Origin of the sequence: Rhodococcus cerastii, assembly GCF_033042195.1 — a bacterium.
Lineage (GTDB): Bacteria > Actinomycetota > Actinomycetes > Mycobacteriales > Mycobacteriaceae > Rhodococcoides.
The window spans coordinates 438,623-458,181 of sequence record NZ_JAWLKF010000003.1; the positions used below are offsets into that span (position 1 = coordinate 438,623).

Consider the following 19,559-nt stretch of genomic DNA (forward strand, 5'->3'; position numbering starts at 1 on the left):
AAGGGATGTTCATGACCGAGTCAAGTGTCGGCGAGTACGTGTTCGAGGTCGAGATGTCGGGACCACCGGACGGTGTTCCGGTGGTTGCGCTGCACGGCTTTCCGCAGACCAACGCGTCGTGGACCGCGGTGACGCCCGGCTTGGTCGGCGCAGGTTGTCGCGTGATCGCCCCGAACCAGCGGGGCTACTCCCCCGGTGCCCGTCCGGTCGGCGTCGAGCACTACCGCATCGAACATCTCACCGGCGACATCCTCGGATTGCTCGATACGCTCGAGCTGCCGTCGGCGCATCTGGTCGGACACGACTGGGGTGCGGTGGTCGCCTGGCATCTCGCAGCCGAGCATCCGGATCGCGTACGTACTCTCACGGCGGCGTCGGTCCCGCATTCGGCCGCGTTCAACTGGGCCATCCGCGAGGATCCGGATCAGCAGGAGCGGTCGACGTACTTCGGTCTGCTCCGAGAACCGGAGAAGGCCGAGCGAGTTCTGGTCGAGAACGACGCCCAGCGGCTGCGCGCGATGTTCGGTGCGGACAGCCTCGACGACGAATACGTTCGGCATCTCACCGTCCCCGGGGCGCTGACGGCCGCATCGAGCTGGTACGCCGCGATGACCAAGGAGTTCGCAAACCTTCCTCCGGTGACCGTGCCCACCACGTACGTCTGGAGCAACGGCGACACCGCCATCGGTCGAGCGGGAGCGGAGCGCTGCGGCGAATTCGTCGATGCGCCGTACAGATTCGTCGAATTGGACGGCATCTCGCACTGGATCCCGGAAGAAGCGCCCGAGGAACTGACGGCCGAGATCCTGGCCCGTATCGACTCCGTCTAGACCCGTTCGGGAGCCCGCACCTTCAGCAGCGCCAGCAGGCCGGCAGCGAGGACGATGATCAGCCCGGCGATACCCGCGCGGTCGGCGTCGAACATCCACACGAACAGACCGAACAGGGACGGTGCGAGGAACGAGGCGGCGCGTCCCGTCGTGGCGAACAGTCCGAAGAACTGACCTTCGCGTCCCGGTGGAGCCAGCCGGGCCAGGAAGGTGCGGGCGGACGACTGCGCCGGCCCGACGAACAGACACAGGATGAGCCCGAAGATCCAGAACATCGTCGGTCCCGAGACGAACAGCAGAATCGTCCCGGCCGCGATCATGCAGGTGAGGGAGAAGACGATCACCTTCTTCGGGCCGATTCTGTCGTCGAAACGCCCGGCCACGATCGCTCCGAGTCCGGCGATGACGTTGGCGGCGACACCGAACAGCAGGACGTCACCGGCACCGATGCCGTAGACGCTGACGGCCAGTACGGCTCCGAAGGTGAAGACCCCCGCCAATCCGTCCCGGAACAGTGCACTGGCTATCAGGTAGTAGACCGCGCGACGGTCTGCACTCCACAGCTCCCGGACATCGCGAACCAGCACACGGTACGAGGCCGCGAACCCGGCTTCAGCGGCCTTGGGATCGGCGACGGCGCGGGGTACCTCGGGAACGGCGAACAGCACCGGGATGGCCGAGACGGCGAACCACACGGCAGCGAGCAGAGCGACGAGTCGGATGTTCAGTCCGCCGTCGGTGCTCAGCCCCAGAACTCCGCGGGTGTCGCCGTCGCCGGCAATGAAACCGACGTAGCACAGGAGAAGCAGTACGATTCCGCCGAAATAGCCCATCGACCAACCGAACCCGGATACTCGGCCGATGTTCGCCGGAGTGGAGACCTGCCGCAGCATCGAGTTGTACGGGATGCTCGCCAGCTCGAACATGATGGATCCGAGACCGAGCAGCAACAGGCCGAGCCACAGATAGTGGTAGTCGTCTCGGACGAAGAACAGGCCGGCCATGGCGACGACCGTCAGCGCGGTCAACACCCCCAGCAGCCACTTACGTTTGCCGCGCGCGTCGAAGTACTGCCCGCAGACCGGCGCGAGTAGTGCGATGACAACGCTGGACACGGCAATCGACCAGCTGAACCAGGTGGTGGCCGAGATGGAACCGGGCAGATCGTCGCCGACGGCGTCGGTGAGATACACCGAGAACACGAACGTGAGAATCACCGCGTTGAACGCGGCCGAGCCCCAGTCCCAGAACCCCCAGGCGGTGACCTGCTTACGCGTTGTGGCGACTCCGACGACAGCGGCCTCCGGCTGGGTTCCCATGATTGCCAACACTAGACCGCGGCATCCGAATTCATCGGTGCACCTAGTTGCATAGTCACCGTGTTGCATACATACTCTCGGGTGTGGCTTTGGAACACGCGATTCTGGTATCCCTCACCGAGCTCAGCGGCTCGGGGTACGAGCTCGCCCGCCGCTTCGACAAGTCGATCGGATTCTTCTGGAGCGCAACGCATCAGCAGATCTACCGGACGCTGACGCGGATGGACGGGGCTGGGTGGATCACCGGAGAGGCAGTCGCGCAGGACGGCCGGCCGGACAAGAAGGTCTACTCCGTCAGCGCTGCGGGTCGCGCGGAGCTCGATCGCTGGATCGCCGCTCCGACCGATCCTTCGCAGCTACGCGAGGAGCTCGCGGTCAAGATCCGCGGGGCCGCCAACGGTGACATCGATGCTCTCAAGATCGAAGTCGCCCGCCATCGCGATGTTCATGCCACCCGCCTCGACGTCTATCGACTGATCGAGAAGCAGGACTTTCCGGCCCCCGCTGCCCTCACCGGCACCGCATTGCATCAATACCTGGTGCTGCGCGGCGGAATTCGCGTCGAAGAAGGATTCACCGAGTGGTGCACCGAGGTATTGGAGAAGCTGTGAAGACCGAGCAGACCGCTGGCCCGTATCCGATTCTGTTGTCTCCGTTGGATGTCGGCGCAACCACGCTGAAGAACCGCGTGATCATGGGATCGATTCACACCGGCCTCGAAGATCGCGCCCGCGACACCGGCCGCCTGGCGGCCTATTTCGCCGAGCGTGCCCGCGGCGGAGTTGCGCTGATCATCACCGGGGGCTATGCCCCCAATCGCACCGGTTGGCTGTTGCCGTTCGGAGCCAAGCTGACCAACCGCATCGAAGCCCGTCGGCATCGCCGGATCACTACTGCCGTCCATGACGAAGGCGGCAAGATCGCACTGCAGATCCTGCATGCCGGGCGCTACTCCTACCAGCCGCTGAGCGTGTCGGCGTCGTCGATCAAGGCTCCCATCAATCCTTTTCGGCCGCGGCGACTGACATCGAGGGGCGTCCGCTGGCAGATCCGCAACTACGTACGGTGCGCCCGGCTCGCGCAGAGCGCCGGCTACGACGGCGTCGAGATCATGGGCGGAGAGGGTTACTTCATCAACCAGTTCCTCTCCGAGCGCACCAACAAGCGACGCGACGAGTGGGGCGGTTCGGCGAAGAACCGTCGGCGGATGGCCGTGGAGATCGTGCGGCAGACGCGAGCGGCCGTGGGCCCCGACTTCATCGTCGTGTTCCGGCTGTCGATGGCCGATCTGGTCGAACAAGGCCAGAGCTGGGACGACATCGTCGCGCTGGCCGAGGACGTCGAAGCTGCGGGTGCGAACATCATCAACACCGATATCGGCTGGCACGAGTCGCGGGTGCCGACCATTGTCACCTCGGTTCCCCGCGCCGCATTCGCGGACATCACCGGCAAGCTCGAGAAGCACGTGTCCATCCCGGTCGCCGCGTCCAATCGCATCAACATGCCCGAGATCGCCGAGAACATTCTGGCTCGCGGCGACGCGCAGTTGATCGCGATGGCCAGGCCGATGCTGGCCGATCCGTTCTGGGTCGAGAAGGCCGCCACCGACTCCGCCGACCGGATCAACACGTGCATCGCCTGCAATCAGGCCTGCCTGGACCACGCCTTCGTGCACAAGAAGGTCTCGTGCCTGGTCAACCCGCGTGCCGGACGCGAGATCGACCTGCAACTGCTGCCGACGAAGATGACCAAGAAGGTGGCGGTCGTCGGAGCCGGACCCGCAGGCCTGGCCGCCGCGCTCAATCTCGCGCAACGCGGACACACCGTCAGCCTCTTCGAGGCCAGGGAAGAGATCGGCGGACAGTTCGGAATCGCGCGACTCATACCCGGCAAGGAGGAGTTCGCCGAAACGATCCGGTACTTCTCCAGTGCACTTCGCAGCGCAGACGTCGCCGTTCACCTCGACACCCGAGTCACCGCCGCCGAACTCGTCGCAGGCGAGTTCGACGAGGTGGTGCTGGCCACCGGCGTCACTCCCCGAATGCCGAGTATCCCCGGCATCGAGCACCACTCGGTCCTGTCGTACGCAGAACTGGTGCGCGACGGCAGGCCCGTCGGCGATCGGGTCGCGGTCATCGGTGCAGGCGGTATCGGTATCGACATCTCCGAGTTCCTCACCACCGACGCCTCCCCCACCTTGGATCTGAAGGAATGGAAGCAGGAGTGGGGCGTCACCGAGCCCGAGGCCGCGCCGGGGGCGTTGACGACTCCGGTACCCGCACCCTCTCCGCGTGAGGTGTATCTGCTGCAACGCAAGCCGGGACGCATCGGCGCAGGGCTGGCGAAGACGACCGGCTGGGTTCATCGAGCTGCACTGAAAGCCAAAGGCGTGCATCAGCTTTCGGGTGTCAACTACGAGAAGATCGACGATGCGGGGCTGCACATCTCCTTCGGTGACAAGCACGAGCGTCCCCGCGTTCTCGAGGTGGACACCATCGTGATCTGCGCCGGCCAGGAATCGGTACGCGACTTGGTCGACGACCTGAAGGCCGCGGGCACCACGACGCACATCATCGGCGGTGCGGACGTCGCTGCGGAGCTCGACGCCAAGCGGGCCATCGAGCAAGGCACCCGGCTCGCGGCCACGATCTGATCTGTCCGCTAGCCTGTCTCACCGTGAGCCTTCCCAAGCCCAGCCCAGATGCCCGCGCCGTCGTCACCGGAGCCTCTTCCGGAATCGGTGAAGCCCTGGCCACCGAACTCGCCGCCCGTGGTCATTCACTGATCGTGGTGGCTCGACGCGGCGAGTTGCTCGAGGCGTTGGCCGCAAAGCTCACGGCCGAGTACGGCGTCACCGTCGAGGTGCGTCAGTCGGATCTGTCGAACCGTGAGCAGCGACAGGAACTGGTGACCGAGCTGTCCGAGCGCGAGATCTCGATCCTGTGCAACAACGCAGGGATAGCAACGTTCGGGCCGTTGTCCGGTCTCGATCCTGCGTACGAGCGCGACCAGGTCGAGCTCAATGCCGTTGCGGTGCACGACCTCACACTGGCGGTCATGCCCGGCATGATCGGTCGCGGAGCGGGCGGCATCCTGATCACCGGTTCGGCGGCAGGCAACATGGCCATCCCCAACAACGCGACCTATGCCGCGACCAAGGCCTTCGTGAACACGTTCTCGGAGTCACTGCGCGGTGAGCTGGCGGGTACCGGAGTGAACGTCACCCTCCTCGCTCCCGGCCCGGTCCGCACCGAGACACCGGACCCGGCCGAGGCCTCGATCGTCGACAAGATGGTTCCCGATTTCCTGTGGATCGACAGCGCCTACACCGCGAAGGTGTCTCTCGAGGGCCTCGAGAAGAACAAGATGCGCGTCGTACCGGGTCTGCTGAGCAAGGGCATGTCGGCGGCCGGCCAGTACAGCCCGCGCAGCATCTCCGCACCGATCATCGGCAGCTTCTACAAGAAGCTCGGCAACTGATACCCGAATTTGGGTCTTCCGCGGGCTCCACTCCCGACTGAGCAAGCTCAGCGTCGGCGGCGACGTCCGGTTCCGAAGATGCTGCGCGAGATCTCCCGTCCGGCAGCCGAGGCGGCCGATCGAAGAAAGCTCTTGACGGCAGGGTTGCCCATGATCCGCTCTGCGGCCGACGGCCCATCCGGCTCGCTCGGCGGTAGATCCGGCAGATCCGCAGGCAGGGGCGGGATGTCGAACTTCTCGGCCGGGGCCGGTACGTTCGCCACACGCGCGTTCATCCGCTCGTAGGCCGACTCGCGATCGATCGTTTCTCGGTATTTCGAGGACAGAGTGCTCGACGACGCGGCCGCCGAGATGGCGTCGTTGCCGATGGTGTCCATCAGAGAGCGGGGCGGCCGAATCTTGGTCCACGCCACAGGAGTCGGTGCACCCTTCTCCGAGAGCACCGTCACGATCGCTTCGCCGGTACCCAACGAGGTCAGCGCCTTCTCCAGGTCGTAGGCGTCGGTCTTGGGGTACGTGCGGACCGTCTTGTTCAAGGCCTTCTGATCGTCGGGTGTGAAGGCGCGCAGGGCGTGCTGAATCCGCGCCCCCAGTTGCGAGAGAACATCGTTGGGGACGTCGGTGGGCAGCTGAGTGCAGAAGAAGACACCGACACCCTTGGAGCGGATGAGCTTGACGGTCTGCTCCACCTGCTGCAGAAACGCCTTCGAGGCGTCGGCGAACAGCAGGTGTGCCTCGTCGAAGATGAAGACCAGCTTGGGCTTGTCCACGTCACCCACCTCGGGCAGCGTCTGGAACAGGTCGGCCAGCACCCACATCAGGAACGTGGAGAACATCACCGGCCGCGAAGCCTGCGCCCCGAGCTCGAACAAGGTGACGACGCCTCTGCCGTCCGGCCCGACGCGCAGCAGGTCCTCGGTCTCGAGCTCGGGTTCACCGAAGAAGGTGTCGCCGCCGTCTGCTTCGAGGTTGACCAGCGCGCGCAGAATCACTCCTGCGGTGGCCGAGGAGACGCCGCCGATGCCCTTCAGATCGGCTTTGCCCTCGTCGCTGGTCAGGTGCATGATCACCGACCGCAGGTCCTTCAGATCGAGCAGGGCGAGCCCCTGCGAATCGGCCCAGTGGAAGATCAAGCCGAGAGTGGATTCCTGAGTGTTGTTCAGCCCCAACACCTTACTGAGCAGAATCGGTCCGAACGCAGTGATGGTGGCGCGCACCGGGACGCCGATTCCGTCGGTACCCAGGGAGAGGAACTCCACCGGATGGCCGGTGGGAGCCCAGTCCGGAATTCCGGTGTCCGCCGCTCGGCTGCGGATCTTCTCGTTGTCTGCCCCAGGCTGCGACAGGCCGGACAAGTCACCTTTGACGTCGGCCATCACCACGGGAACGCCTGCGGCGCAGAGCTGTTCGGCAATGCCCTGCAGCGTCTTCGTCTTTCCGGTTCCGGTGGCCCCGGCCACCAGACCGTGCCTGTTCAACGTGGCCAACGGAATTCGGATACGAGCGGACGGATCGGTGACGCCGTCGAGCACCACGGTTCCCAATTCCAACGCGGCACCCTCCGACGCGTATCCGGCGGCGATCTCGGCGGCCTTGCCCGTCGATGCCTGCGGCTGCCCCTGTTCCGCGGCCAACGCCTCGGCTTCGGCGGCGTCCGCTGCAGCCAGAGCTTCGGCGGCAACCCGTGCCGCTTCGACGGCGGCGGCCTTGGCAGCCTTCGCCTTCTCTGCCGGGCTGAGCGTGGGTGCCGGCTGCGTCGGGTCGACTGTCATGTCCGCGTCCTCCATGAACGTGTGCTGATGCTGAACTGGCTCGATCGCCACCGCAAACCCTAGTGGCACAGCAGCTCGCACTAGTGTGGTGCGAGTGCAGGACAAACTTGTGTGGATCGATTGTGAAATGACCGGCTTGGACCTGAGCAAGGACAAGCTGATCGAAATTGCGGCGCTGGTGACCGACAGCGAGCTCAACATCCTCGGGGAGGGTGTCGACATCGTCATCCATGCCGACGACGACGCGTTGGCGAACATGCCTGCCGTCGTCACCGACATGCATGCCAAATCGGGCTTGACCGACGAGGTGCGCGCGTCGACGGTGACGCTGGAGGAAGCCGAGCAGCGCGTCCTGGCGTACATCAAGGAGCATGTCCCGGTGGCCGGGACCGTTCCCCTCGCGGGAAACTCCATCGGCACCGATCGCGGCTTCATCTCTCGCGACATGACCGCGCTCGACACCTACCTCCACTACCGCATGATCGACGTCAGCTCGATCAAGGAACTCGCCCGCCGGTGGTACCCGCGGATCTACTACGGACAGCCACCCAAGGGCCTTGCGCACCGCGCCCTGGCGGACATCAAGGAGTCGATCAAGGAGCTGCAGTACTACCGCCGGACTGCCTTCGTAGCGCAGCCGGGGCCCTCCACCAGCGATATTGCAGCTGTCGTTCAAGATCTCGACACGCAGTCAGGGGCGGATTAGCAACCCGGGATTCAACCCGCTAGTATTGTCGACGCTGCTGATGGAGAGCCCGAAAAGGTTCTGCGGATGCGTGCAATGGTGGGCGTAGTTCAGCTGGTAGAGCACCAGGTTGTGATCCTGGATGTCGCGGGTTCGAGTCCCGTCGCTCACCCCATACGAACAAGGCCGGTCTCCTCGTGAGGCCGGCCTTTTTCGTGTCTCCATTCCCCGAGCGACGAGCCCTCCGGTGCCGCCGCGACCACGCTGACCTCGAATTACGTTGTTGTAATTCAACTTTCAGGTTTCTTGTGGGGTTAATGTGACGTACGGTTACCAATGGCACTTTTGGGGAAGAAAAGTACCAATGTGATTCATGTGTTTTTTGCTACGTGAGTTCAGCGTGCCCCGAAGCGTCACCGAACATGTTCTTACGGCCTGCGCGCACCCATCCGACGGTGCGCGGAGGACGCAGACGAGGAGGCTTTTCGTGGGTCGCAGAATGCACAGAGTCATAGCGGGTTCGATCTTGTCGGCAGCACTGTGCATCGGCACAACCGGCTTGCTCAGCCCAGCGGTGGCCACCGCTCAACCCACCATCGAACTCCCCCAGATCCCGATACCGCAGCCCGACGCGCAGCAACGGGCCGCGATTCTCGCGGCCGTTCTGGACGCCACCGGCGTCCTCATCAACCAGGTAGCAGCGATCGTTCTCGACAGCGACGTGCTCTCCGCACCGGACTCACCGGACGCTCCGAGCGCCGCGGAAGTACCCGAGATCGAACTCCCGACCGCTCCGCCGACCGTCGGGCTCGGTGGAGCAGTGCTGCCCATCGATGCAGGCGACTACCGCATCACCTCCGGCTACGGCGGGCGCAACAACCCGACCGGCAACGGCGCGCAGTTCCACCAGGGTGTCGATTTCGCTGCGGACAGCGGAACTCCGATCCACGCGGTCACCGGCGGAACCGTCGTTCAGGCCGGAGACGCAGGCGACGGCTACGGCAAGCTCGTGCGGGTCAAGAGTGGCAACACCGAGACCTACTACGGCCACCAGTCCAGCATCGCGGTCTCGGTCGGCGACGAAGTGGCACCGGGCGATGTACTCGGCGCAGTCGGCAGCACTGGAAACTCGACCGGACCGCATCTGCACTTCGAGGTGCGCAACAACGGTTCGAGCGTCGAACCGGTGGCCTACCTGAAGACGCTGGGTATCGATCCCTCGCTGTACCAGACTCGCGACCGAAGCTGATCGGCCGAACCACGGTCCGATCAGACCGTGGTGGCGTTCCCGGCCTTCCACTCGTCCCACGGGACGTTCCAGTCACCGAGGCCGTCGGTACCCGACAGCGTCCCCCCGACGGTGTTCTTCACGACGACGATGTCGCCGCGCTTGGTGTTGTCGTAGACCCACTTCGCATTGGTGGGACTCAGGTTCAGGCACCCGTGCGAGGCGTTGGAGTAACCCTGCTGTCCCACCGACCACGGTGCGGAGTGGAAGAAGATGCCGCTGTAGGACATCCGCGTCGCCCAGTCGACCGGGGTGCGGTATCCGCTGGACGAATTCACCGGCACACCGTAGGTCGAGGAATCCATCACGAGATGCTCGAAGCGATCGCCGATGATGTAGACGCCGTTGTCGGTGGGCGTGCTGTCCTTGCCCATGGATGTCGGCATGGTGATGACGTCCTGGCCGTTGACGTTGAACGTCACCTGCTTGGTGTTGTCGTCGGCGGTGGCGATGACCGCATCACCGATCGTGAACGACGTCGTGGCGTTCTCCTGACCGAAGATGTCGTCACCGAGATCGCGTCCGTACACGTTCACCGCCACGTCGACCTTGGTGCCCGGTGCCCAGTAGTTCTGCGGACGCCAGCGAACTTCCTTGTTGTTGACCCAATAGAACGCGCCCTCGACGGCAGGCGTGGTGGTGACGGTGATGGCGTTCTGTGCGGCCACTTTGTCGGTGATCGGTTCGTCGAACTGAACCGCGACCGGCTGACCGATTCCGACGACGTCGCCGGGGTTCGGCAGAACGTAGGGCTTGGTGAAGTTGCCGGGTTGGCTGGTGGTGAAGCTCGATACCGTGCTCGACGCTCCCCCGAGTCCGTACGCGTCGGCCTGGACGCGGTATTCACGGTCGTAGCCGAGCGGTTCGGTGTTGGTCCACGACAATCCGTCGGGCGAGATCGCGCCCGAGACCGGTACGCCTTCCGGGTTGAGCATCGTCACCGAGGACAACTTGCCGTCGGCGACCGAGACGGTCACCGGGTCCGCAGGCGAGAATCCGACGGCTCCGTCGAGGACGCTCGAGGTCAGCTTCGGCTTCATGAGCTCGGTCATCGGGTTGGAATCGATCGGCACCGACGGTTCGGAGACGTCCGATGCAGAACTACATCCCGACAGGACTGCCACCGAAGCAACCACTCCCACCGCGGCGAGTACGAATCCGCGATACACCCTCATGAATCACACCACTTCCCACTTCGAGCCCGACCCGGACGATTGTGCCAGCGGAAAATCGGACACTCCACTCGACAGCCCGTTCGATGAGTAACGTTCGAGTACCAATCGCAGACCAGGAAGTTCGTGTTACCTCCCATCCGCCTCTCACCAGCTCCCGGGCGGACATCACCGCTCCTGGCGGGGCACGGTGAGGACAACGTCATATCCGGCTAACTGACGTGTAATGGCGGCGCACCCTGGGCCGGGCACTGTGGAATCCATGGTCACCACGGTGAAGACACTCTGCGCGTACTGCGGCGTGGGATGCGGCATGGTGCTCGAGATCGGCGGCCCGACCACATCGTCCGATGCCACCCCGACCAGGCCTGTCGTGACCAAATCCGTCGGCGACAAGTCCCACCCCGCCAACTTCGGCCGACTGTGCACCAAGGGGACCACCACCGCGGACATGCTCGCGGCACCCGGGCGGCTCGAGAAGGCCCAGATCCGGCATCGCCGCGGCGAGCAACCGGAGAGCACGGACACCGCGGTGGCGATCAACGACACCGCTCGGCGACTGCGCACCATCATCGACGAACACGGGCCCGATGCGCTCGCGTTGTACGTGTCGGGGCAGATGTCGATCGAGGCCCAATACCTGTCCAACAAACTGGCCAAGGGGTTCATCGGCACCAACCAGATCGAATCCAATTCCCGACTCTGCATGGCGAGCGCAGGAACCGGATACAAGCAATCACTGGGAGCCGACGGCCCGCCCGGGTCGTACCACGACTTCGACCACGCCGACGTGTTCTTCGTCATCGGCTCCAACATGGCCGACTGTCACCCCATCCTGTTCCTGCGGATGATGGACCGCGTCAAGGCAGGGGCGAAGCTGATCGTCGTCGATCCCCGTCGCACCGCCACAGCGGACAAGGCCCACCTGCATCTGCAACTCGAGCCGGGGTCGGACCTGGCGCTGCTCAACGGTCTGCTGGCGCTCATTGCTGAGAACGGCGACCTCGACACCGAGTTCATCGCGGAGTTCACCGACGGCTGGGACGCGATGCCGGAGTTCCTCGGCGACTACACCCCGGAGAAGGTCTGCGCCGCAACCGGTCTCGACGAGAAGGACCTACGAGCCGCGGCCGCGATGATCGGCGGTGCAGAGAACTGGATGAGCTGCTGGACGATGGGTCTGAACCAGTCGACGCACGGAACCTGGAACACCAATGCGCTGTGCAACCTCCATCTGGCGACCGGTGCCATCTGCAAGACCGGCAGCGGCCCGTTCTCCCTGACCGGGCAACCGAACGCCATGGGCGGTCGGGAAATGGGATACATGGGCCCCGGGCTGCCGGGCCAACGAGCGGTGGTCAGCGACGCCGACCGCGCATTCGTCGAGGATCGATGGGGCGTTCCGCGCGGAACGCTGCGCACCGACGTCGGCGGCGGAACCATCGAGATGTTCTCCAAGCTCGCTGCCGGGGAAATCAAGGCCTGCTGGATCATCTGCACCAATCCGGTTGCCTCGGTGGCCAACAGAACGACGGTGATCGACGGTCTCGAGCGCGCCGAGTTGGTCATCACTCAGGATGCGTTCGCCGATACCGAAACCAACGACTACGCCGATGTGATGCTGCCCGCCGCGTTGTGGACGGAAGCGCACGGAGTGATGGTCAATTCCGAACGCAATCTCACGCTGTTCCAACCGGCGCTCGAGGCACCGGGCGGTGCACTACCGGACTGGAAGATCATCGCCGACATGGCGTGCGCGCTCGGATATGCAGATGCCTTCACCTATGCGAGCGCCGAGGAGGTGTTCGAGGAGATCAAGCAGTTCTGGAATCCGAACACCGGCTACGACATTCGCGGAGTCACCTACGAACGGTTGCGCGAGAGTCCCATCCAGTGGCCGTGCCCGCCCGACGCGACCACCACCCGGCATCCGATCCGCTACCTCAACGACGGAGTCAGCCAACGACAACGAGTGTCCGACGACGGTTCGATCCCCGCACTGTCCTTCCCCACTCCGAGCGGTCGGGCTCAGTTCTTCGCCAGGCCTGCGATGGCACCCGCGGAGATGCCCGACGACGACTACCCGTTCGTGCTCAACACCGGACGCCTGCCACACCAGTGGCACACCATGACCAAGACCGGCAAGGTCGCCAAGCTGAACAAACTCGATTCCGGCCCGTTCGTCGAGCTGCACCCACTCGACGCCGACCGGCTCGGCGTGATCGACGGCGACAGTGTCGAGGTCGCGTCCCGCCGAGGCCGAGCCGTCCTTCCTGCCGTCGTCACCGATCGAGTGCTCCCGGGCAGCTGCTTCGCGCCCTTCCACTGGAACGAAAAATTCGGTGAGTACCTCGCCATCAATGCCGTCACCAACGACGCCATCGATCCGTATTCTCAGCAGCCGGAGTTCAAGGCGTGCGCGGTCACTCTCACCAGAGTTGCTGCAGCCCAATCGCCCTCACCCGTGGGCGACGAACGTTCCCACGATCCCGTCGAGGCGCTCGCCACGATCGTCGGTCTCCCTGCGCGTCCTTCTCAGCCGCTGACGACAGTCGAACAGCGTTACGTCGCAGGACTTCTCGAAGGCCTGGGCAGTGAGGCCGGCCGCAGCGCCGCCGGAACGCCCACTCTGCCGTCGCGCACTCCCCTGTCCCCCGAGAACCACGCATGGCTCGACGGCGTTCTCGCGGGCCTGTTCTCGCGTGGACCCGATACCGGCGGCGCTGTTGCCGGTGTTTCCGTCGAGACAGCTGATTCGGGGCGACGGCCGGTGCTGTTGCTCTGGGCTTCGCAAACCGGCACCGCCGAGGAGTACGCCCAGGCCTGCCTGTCCCACCTGCGGGGAGCCGGCCTGTCGATCGCCGAGCACTCGATGGATACGTTCACCGTCGATTCCCTGCCCGCCGAGGCCGATGTGCTGATCGTCAGCAGCACCACCGGTGACGGCGAAGCGCCGGACAACGGAACGACGTTCTGGGACAGTCTCGCCGCCGAGACCACGGCGAAGCTCCCGGAAATCCGTTATGCCGTGCTCGCTTTCGGTGACTCCAGCTACGCGGACTTCTGCGGCCACGGACGCAGGATCGACGAGCGCCTCACCGAGCTGGGTGCCCGGCGACTTCTCGAGCGGGTCGACTGCGAGCCCGACTACGAGAACGAGGCGGCAGCGTGGCTCGATGCGGTGATCGAGCGGCTTCGACGCGATGACGACACCACCACCGAAGCAGCGGTGGAGTCCACCGCTCGCACCGTTCCGCAAACCCGAGCGGAGCCGGAACAGTACAGCAAGAAGTCACCGCTGGTGACGACTCTCGTACGCAATCGGGTACTGACCGCACGCGGATCCGTCAAGGACGTCCGCCAATTCGGATTCTATGTACCCGACGGGACTCTCGAGTACGAGGTCGGTGACGCACTCGGAGTGTGGCCGCGCAACAGCGATGCCTACGTCGACGAGTGGCTCGAGGCCACCGGGCTGGACCGGGACACCGCTGTCGATCTCGCTGGACACGGTTCGATGTCGTTGCGCGCGGCGCTGAGCCGCCACCTCGAAATCGCCCGTGCAACACCGGATCTCCTGAAGTTCGTCCACCGACGGACTGCGGACGACGATCTCGAGGCGATGCTGCACCCCGACAACAAGCATGCGCTGTCCGACTGGATGTGGGGTCGTCAGTCGATCGACGTGCTTGCTGCCCATCCGGTTCGTGCTTCGGTGGACGACTGGTTGGCAGTTCTCAAACCGTTGCAGCCACGGCTGTACTCGATTTCGTCGAGTCCGAAGGAGAACCCCAACGAAGTACAGGTGACCGTCTCGGCGGTGCGGTACAACGTGCACGGAGTTCCCCGGCGCGGTGTGTGCTCGACCTACCTGGCCGACCATGCGTCGAACCACGACGTGGGGATCTTCGTGCAGAAGTCCTCGCATTTCAAGCCGCCGGAGGACCCGACAACCCCGATGATCATGGTCGGCCCGGGTACCGGTGTCGCCCCCTTCCGCGCCTTCCTGCACGAGCGTCGCGCGCTCGGGCACACCGGCCACAACTGGCTGTTCTTCGGTGAACAGCACGCCGACACGGACTTCTACTATCGCGACGAACTGACGGCGATGCTCGGCGACGGTTCGCTGAACCGCCTGGACGTCGCATTCTCACGCGATCAGAAGGACAAGGTCTACGTCCAGGATCGGATGCGTGAACACGGGGCCGAGCTGTGGAACTGGATTCACCGCGGTGCCCACTTCTACGTGTGCGGCGATGCGTCCCGAATGGCCAAGGACGTCGACGCCGCGCTGAAGGGCGTGGTGGCGCAACACGGCAAACTCGCGCCGAGCAGTGCCGAGGCCTACGTCAAAGCTCTTGCCGCAGAGAAGCGATACGTCCGCGACGTCTACTGAGTCGGTGGAACCGTGCGGGTGAGGAACTCGATCTGGTCTGCCACCACCCGCTCGAACGCCCCGCCCAGGTAGATCTCGAAATGGCCGACGTCGTAGGTCTTGATCTCGCCTTGTGGTGCCGTCCGTGCGTAGCGCAGAGTGGCCTTCGCCGGCGCGACCGAATCCGTCTCGCAGACTACGAACAGGATGGGACAGCGCACGTCCTTTGCCCTTCGCCCGGGCCGGTGCCGCACGATCTGCAGCGCGACTCTGGCTGCGACTCGGTTGTGGAACGTTTCGTCGGCGTCCGGCGCAAGTGCCAGGTAACCGTCGTAGCTGTCGGGCGACGTCATCAATGCGGTCGTCCCCGGCCGTCCGGCTGTGTTCACCATCAGCGGCGCTCGTCCGATCACCGATCCCGCCAGATCAAAGAGAGCCCGGCCGGACAGCTTCATCGATGTCCAGCTGTTCGACGCGAGTCCCGACGCAATCCCGTCGGTGAACGGGCACTGCGAGATCACCGCCGCGACCTCCTGGTCTCGGGCGGCTGCGACGATGACGTGACCGCCGCCGAAAGACGAGCCCCACAACATGATTCGGGAGTTGTCCACGTCCGCGCGCGAGCGGGCATGGGCAATGGCCGAAGCCCAGTCCCGCAGCTGCGATTCGATGTCGAGCAGCTGCCGGGGCTCGCCGCCGCTGGCCCCGAAACAGCGATAGTCGAACACCAGGCAGGCATACCCCGCAGCGCGGAAGCGCTCCGCGTAGGCGTCGAGCCGCATTTCCCTGGTTCCGCCGAGTCCATGCGCCATGACGATCACCGGAGCGGGGCCGGATTCGGTCGGAAGATAGAGCCAGGCCGCGCAGGCCACGCCGTCAGAATCGAACGTCACATCGATGCGATCTGGGATCGAGCCCCCCGGCTGCGAATTCATGCGCAGACAGTAGCCCATTCCGGTCGACGGTGAAACAGGTCGATCAACGGCCGGAATGCTCCGCGGCGTAGGCGTCGACGCGTCCGTAGGCGATCTTGGGTGTCCAGTCTCTGTGCACCAGTCCGAAGTTCTGTTCGGTGTCGGCTGTGTCGGAGCCGGCGTCACGGAGGCTGTAGACATAGGCCGGCCCCAGCCAGTCGTTACCGAGAACCGCGTCGAGGACGATCCCGATGCTGTCCGATTGCACCTGCTCGCTGACACTGTTGGGGTTCGTACCCGTGGGCGCTCCGAACTCGGTGATCCAGATCTGTTTGCCGCTGTCACCGCCGGCGACCATGGTGTCTCGCATGGACCACATCTTCATGGCGGTGTTCCACGACGCTGTGCTCGGATCGTTGGGTAGGTACGGCCACGTGTAGGGATGCACGTTGAAGGCGTCGAAGTACTTGTTCGATCCCTGCGCGTACATCTTGGACAGGAACGTCGTACCCGCGATGTTGCCGTTCGTGTCCTCGGCGGGTGCCATCCCGCCCGCGAGCACGGTGGAATCGGCTTGCACCTGCTTGATCGCCGTGTAAGTCGCTTTGATCAGCGCCGAGTACGCCGTCACGTCGGGGGCAGGCTTGAAGAACGTCACGATGTTCGGCTCGTTCCACACTTCCCAGATCTTGATCCGGCTCTGGTAGCGCTGAACCACAGTCTTGGCGAACGCTGCGAAGGTGGCGGGGTTCGCCGGACGGGAGTGCGAATCGTTGACGGCGGCGGCTACTCGCGCCCACCTCGGGGTGTACGCGATGATGCCGTGCACGCACATCCCGTGGGCCACAACAGCATCGATCACCCGGTCTGTTCGGCTCCAATCGAATCTGCCCCGGGTCGACTCGATGGCAGACCAATCGATGTCGAGACGAACCGAGAAAGCTCCGGCGTCACGGGCGAGCGTGAGTTCCCGATCGAGATCCGCAGGAGACAGCCCACCTATGGTCGCTCCGGGTGATACTCCGATCCGGACCGCATCCGATTGCCGCGCACATCCTGGATCTCCTGCGGGTGCTTGCTGCGTTCGCAGAGCAGATGCAGCTGCGGGTACCGCCCCGGCCGCGAACGACAACAGCACGACCAACAGTGCTGCACTCGCTCGTCGCGTCGAATTCCTTCTCATCGGCAGATGCTAGCAATGACCGGGAACGCGATATCGCGTTATCGGCGTTGCCCCGTTGTTTCCTGCTTTGTCTCACCGAACCCGAATAACTCACGCCGGGCGCGAGAATAAGGAATGCACCTCCCGAGCGTCGGTGCAAGAACTCGGCCTGTACTACCATCTGGACAATGACGACAGGATTTTCCGGTTTCGACGACCGTCTGAACGAGCTGCTCGCCCGGCAGGCGGAGAAGTCCGGTCTTTCCACCGATGAATTCATTCGCGGTGCGGTGGTAGACCGGCTCGTGCGGGAACTGTCGGAAGATCAGGACTCCGATGTCGGCGCTTTGCTTCGTGCGCTGCAGGAGGGCTCGGAGAAGGGCGTCGGCCCAGCCGAGGTCACGCGAGTGTTCGGCACCCCGATCGACGATCCCGACAGACTGGCCGCTGTAGCTCGGACTGGGCTGATGGACACCGGATCCGACGCGGGATACGACAGGGTCGTCAGAATGGTCGCAGACGCCCTGAGCGCCCCTTCTGCTGCATTCTCCCTTCTCGACGACAAGCGTCAGTACTTCAAGAGTGCACTCGGACTCCCTGCGGAACTCGGTGGCGCGCAGGAGGTCCCCATGGACGGGTCCATCTGCCGCTATGCGATCGATCTCGGGCAACCACTGGTTGTCGAGGACGCTCGACTCAACGACATCCTCAAGGATCACCCCTCCGTGCAAGGCAACCTTCTCGTGTCCTACCTCGGAATTCCGCTCACCGACGACGCAGGCCACTCCGTGGGCACCCTCTGCGTATGGGATCAGCGACCGCGTCAGTGGACGACCGGTCACGTCCAGATACTCCAGGATCTGGCGTGGATAATTCGCGAGCGAGTTTTCGAATAAAGGGGCTGTTCCCCGACAAATATAAGCATTTTCGACTTACAACCGACTTCAGGTTTTTTTCGATAAGTCGACCGGGTGGCCGCTTTCGCGCCGGTATACATTTATGGGATATATGGGACCGACCGATCCGAACTAGCCACCGGAAGTAGCTGTGCCGAAAACACTGGAATCACCGCGCACTCGCCCGCGGGCCGCCGAGGCCGACACCGTTGCAACCGGTCGCCCCCTTGTGGATCGGCTTCGAGTCGATCCCCTCAACACCGCGATCAGCGTCGCGGTGGATGTGCTCGCTGCAGCCGTCGCTCTGATCGGAGCCTTGCTCTGGCACTCGGGCAGTCTCACCGACACCGGTTGGCTCCCATGGCTGTTCCTGCCACTGCTGATCGGAATCCTCGCCGGAAAGTCGATGTACCGACGCAGTCTCCGGCGCAACTTCCTCGACGAGATCGGTCCTGCCGAAACCGCTGTCGCCTTCGCGTCGCTCGCTCTGCTGGTCGTGATGTTCCTGGCAGACACCGACTACCGTCCCAGTGAGGTCGTGCTGCGACTGTGGTTGCTGAGCGCCTTGACGATCGCGATCGCTCGATTGACACGAGTCGTTCTCCAGCGCACGCTGCGCACCAGGTTCGGATCCGCAGCGCCGACCATCGTGCTGGGAAACGACCCGATCGCGCACCAACTCGTCTCGCGCACAAAGCAGTTCCCGGAGTACGGTCTCGAACCCATCGGTTATGTGGGCGAGGCTCCGGTTGCCGACGTCTCCTCGAACGGCGAGGTGCCCCACCTGCCGCACCTCGGACTCCCCAGCAATTTCGAAACGGTTGCCCGCAAGACCGGTGCCGAGGAGTTGATCGTCACGTTCGCACCGACCGAGGATCGGGAGTTGATCGCCGCCATCAGGATTGCGCATCGGCTCGGTATGCGGGTGTGGGTGGTACCCAGGTTGTACGACGCAGTCGGGGTCAACACGCGCGTCGAGCACATCGGCGGCCTGCCGTTGATGGTGCTCCCGCATGTGAACCCCAAGGGATGGCAGTTCGCTCTCAAAGGACTTCTCGATCGGGTTCTCACCGCGTTCGGGCTTCTGTTGCTCTCCCCCGTCTTTCTGACGCTGATGCTGCTCGTGCGCCTGAGCTCACCTGGCCCGATCTTCTTCAAGCAGGAGAGAATCGGCCGCGACGGATTGCCGTTCGATTGTCTGAAGTTTCGCTCCATGCGGCCTCCACGTGCGTCCGACGCCGAGTTCGAGCGAAAGGCCGGGGACGCACCCGGCGGTGTCGAAGGTGTCGACCGACGAACGCGCATCGGAAAGATCATGCGGCAGACCTCGATGGACGAACTTCCGCAGCTGCTCAACGTACTTCGCGGCGATATGAGTCTGGTCGGTCCGCGCCCGGAACGACCCGAATACGTCGACCTGTTCGAGATGCAGATCCGTAGGTACGGGGAGCGGCACCGCGTCAAGGCAGGCGTGACGGGATGGGCTCAGGTGCACGGCCTCCGCGGCCAGACGTCCATTGCGGACCGCGCCGAGTGGGACAACTACTACATCGAGAACTGGTCGGTGTGGCTCGATGTCAAGATCCTGTTCCTCACCGTCCTGGCCGTGCTGAAGCGCGCCGAGGACTGATCGTGGTCTCCGCCGAACACGGCCACGTTCTGGTCA

Annotated in this window: 14 protein-coding genes and 1 tRNA gene; 10 read left to right on the forward strand and 5 right to left on the reverse strand. The window is 64.2% G+C overall.

Annotation, left to right across the window (positions count from 1 at the left end; all coding sequences use genetic code 11):
- The first annotated feature begins 5 nt into the window (after window positions 1-5).
- Window positions 6-830 (forward strand): alpha/beta fold hydrolase, encoded by an 825-nt coding sequence (locus tag R3P93_RS08935; protein ID WP_317532877.1) that lies wholly within the window; start codon window positions 6-8, stop codon window positions 828-830.
- Here R3P93_RS08935 and R3P93_RS08940 read toward each other — a convergent pair.
- Entirely contained in the window at window positions 827-2,149 is a 1,323-nt protein-coding gene (locus R3P93_RS08940; RefSeq protein WP_317532820.1) for an MFS transporter, read from the reverse strand. The two genes, R3P93_RS08935 and R3P93_RS08940, sit on opposite strands and share 4 nt — an antisense overlap.
- 83 nt (window positions 2,150-2,232) lie before the next feature.
- On the opposite strand from R3P93_RS08940, the gene R3P93_RS08945 reads away from it, so the two are divergent.
- From R3P93_RS08945 to cmrA, 3 genes are read left to right on the forward strand one after another with little or no spacing between them, the layout of a single operon-like run.
- Window positions 2,233-2,760, forward strand: a complete 528-nt coding sequence (locus R3P93_RS08945; RefSeq protein WP_149406287.1) for a PadR family transcriptional regulator — start codon at window positions 2,233-2,235, stop codon at window positions 2,758-2,760.
- Window positions 2,757-4,802 (forward strand): NADPH-dependent 2,4-dienoyl-CoA reductase, encoded by a 2,046-nt coding sequence (locus R3P93_RS08950; protein WP_317532821.1) that lies wholly within the window; start codon window positions 2,757-2,759, stop codon window positions 4,800-4,802. The genes R3P93_RS08945 and R3P93_RS08950 overlap by 4 nt, the downstream gene beginning before the upstream one ends.
- 23 nt (window positions 4,803-4,825) lie before the next feature.
- Complete coding sequence (gene cmrA / locus R3P93_RS08955) at window positions 4,826-5,629, forward strand: mycolate reductase (RefSeq protein WP_068050011.1); 804 nt, start codon at window positions 4,826-4,828, stop codon at window positions 5,627-5,629.
- A 47-nt stretch (window positions 5,630-5,676) separates the two neighbouring features.
- Here the strand turns inward: cmrA and R3P93_RS08960 are convergent, their stop codons facing one another.
- On the reverse strand, window positions 5,677-7,401 hold the full coding sequence (locus R3P93_RS08960; RefSeq protein WP_317532822.1) for a helicase HerA-like domain-containing protein: 1,725 nt from the start codon (window positions 7,399-7,401) through the stop codon (window positions 5,677-5,679).
- 94 nt (window positions 7,402-7,495) lie between these two features.
- On the opposite strand from R3P93_RS08960, the gene orn reads away from it, so the two are divergent.
- The 3 genes from orn to R3P93_RS08975 all read left to right on the forward strand — a co-directional run bounded on the left by orn (window position 7,496) and on the right by R3P93_RS08975 (window position 9,335).
- On the forward strand, window positions 7,496-8,107 hold the full coding sequence (gene orn, locus R3P93_RS08965) for an oligoribonuclease (RefSeq protein ID WP_283347845.1): 612 nt from the start codon (window positions 7,496-7,498) through the stop codon (window positions 8,105-8,107).
- Window positions 8,108-8,185: 78 nt separating this feature from the next.
- Window positions 8,186-8,261: transfer RNA gene (locus R3P93_RS08970), tRNA-His, on the forward strand.
- 324 nt (window positions 8,262-8,585) lie between these two features.
- A complete protein-coding gene (locus R3P93_RS08975) occupies window positions 8,586-9,335 on the forward strand; it encodes a M23 family metallopeptidase (protein ID WP_317532823.1) in 750 nt (249 codons plus the stop codon).
- A 20-nt stretch (window positions 9,336-9,355) separates the two neighbouring features.
- On the opposite strand, the gene R3P93_RS08980 is transcribed toward R3P93_RS08975, so the two are convergent.
- A complete protein-coding gene (locus R3P93_RS08980) occupies window positions 9,356-10,549 on the reverse strand; it encodes a L,D-transpeptidase (protein WP_149406292.1) in 1,194 nt (397 codons plus the stop codon).
- Window positions 10,550-10,808: 259 nt separating this feature from the next.
- On the opposite strand from R3P93_RS08980, the gene R3P93_RS08985 reads away from it, so the two are divergent.
- Window positions 10,809-14,942 carry a bifunctional nitrate reductase/sulfite reductase flavoprotein subunit alpha gene (locus R3P93_RS08985; protein ID WP_317532824.1) on the forward strand — a complete coding sequence of 1,378 codons (4,134 nt, stop codon included), beginning with the start codon at window positions 10,809-10,811 and terminating at the stop codon, window positions 14,940-14,942.
- On the opposite strand, the gene R3P93_RS08990 is transcribed toward R3P93_RS08985, so the two are convergent.
- A complete protein-coding gene (locus tag R3P93_RS08990) occupies window positions 14,936-15,856 on the reverse strand; it encodes an alpha/beta hydrolase (RefSeq protein WP_149406294.1) in 921 nt (306 codons plus the stop codon). The two genes, R3P93_RS08985 and R3P93_RS08990, sit on opposite strands and share 7 nt — an antisense overlap.
- Before the next feature lie 43 nt (window positions 15,857-15,899).
- Entirely contained in the window at window positions 15,900-17,018 is a 1,119-nt protein-coding gene (locus tag R3P93_RS08995; protein WP_317532825.1) for an endo-1,4-beta-xylanase, read from the reverse strand.
- A gap of 167 nt (window positions 17,019-17,185) precedes the next feature.
- Here R3P93_RS08995 and R3P93_RS09000 point away from each other — a divergent pair, with 167 nt between their 5' ends.
- Window positions 17,186-17,893 carry a GAF domain-containing protein gene (locus R3P93_RS09000; RefSeq protein ID WP_317532826.1) on the forward strand — a complete coding sequence of 236 codons (708 nt, stop codon included), beginning with the start codon at window positions 17,186-17,188 and terminating at the stop codon, window positions 17,891-17,893.
- A 151-nt stretch (window positions 17,894-18,044) separates the two neighbouring features.
- Window positions 18,045-19,523, forward strand: a complete 1,479-nt coding sequence (locus R3P93_RS09005; RefSeq protein WP_283347849.1) for a sugar transferase — start codon at window positions 18,045-18,047, stop codon at window positions 19,521-19,523.
- Window positions 19,524-19,559: the final 36 nt, after the last annotated feature.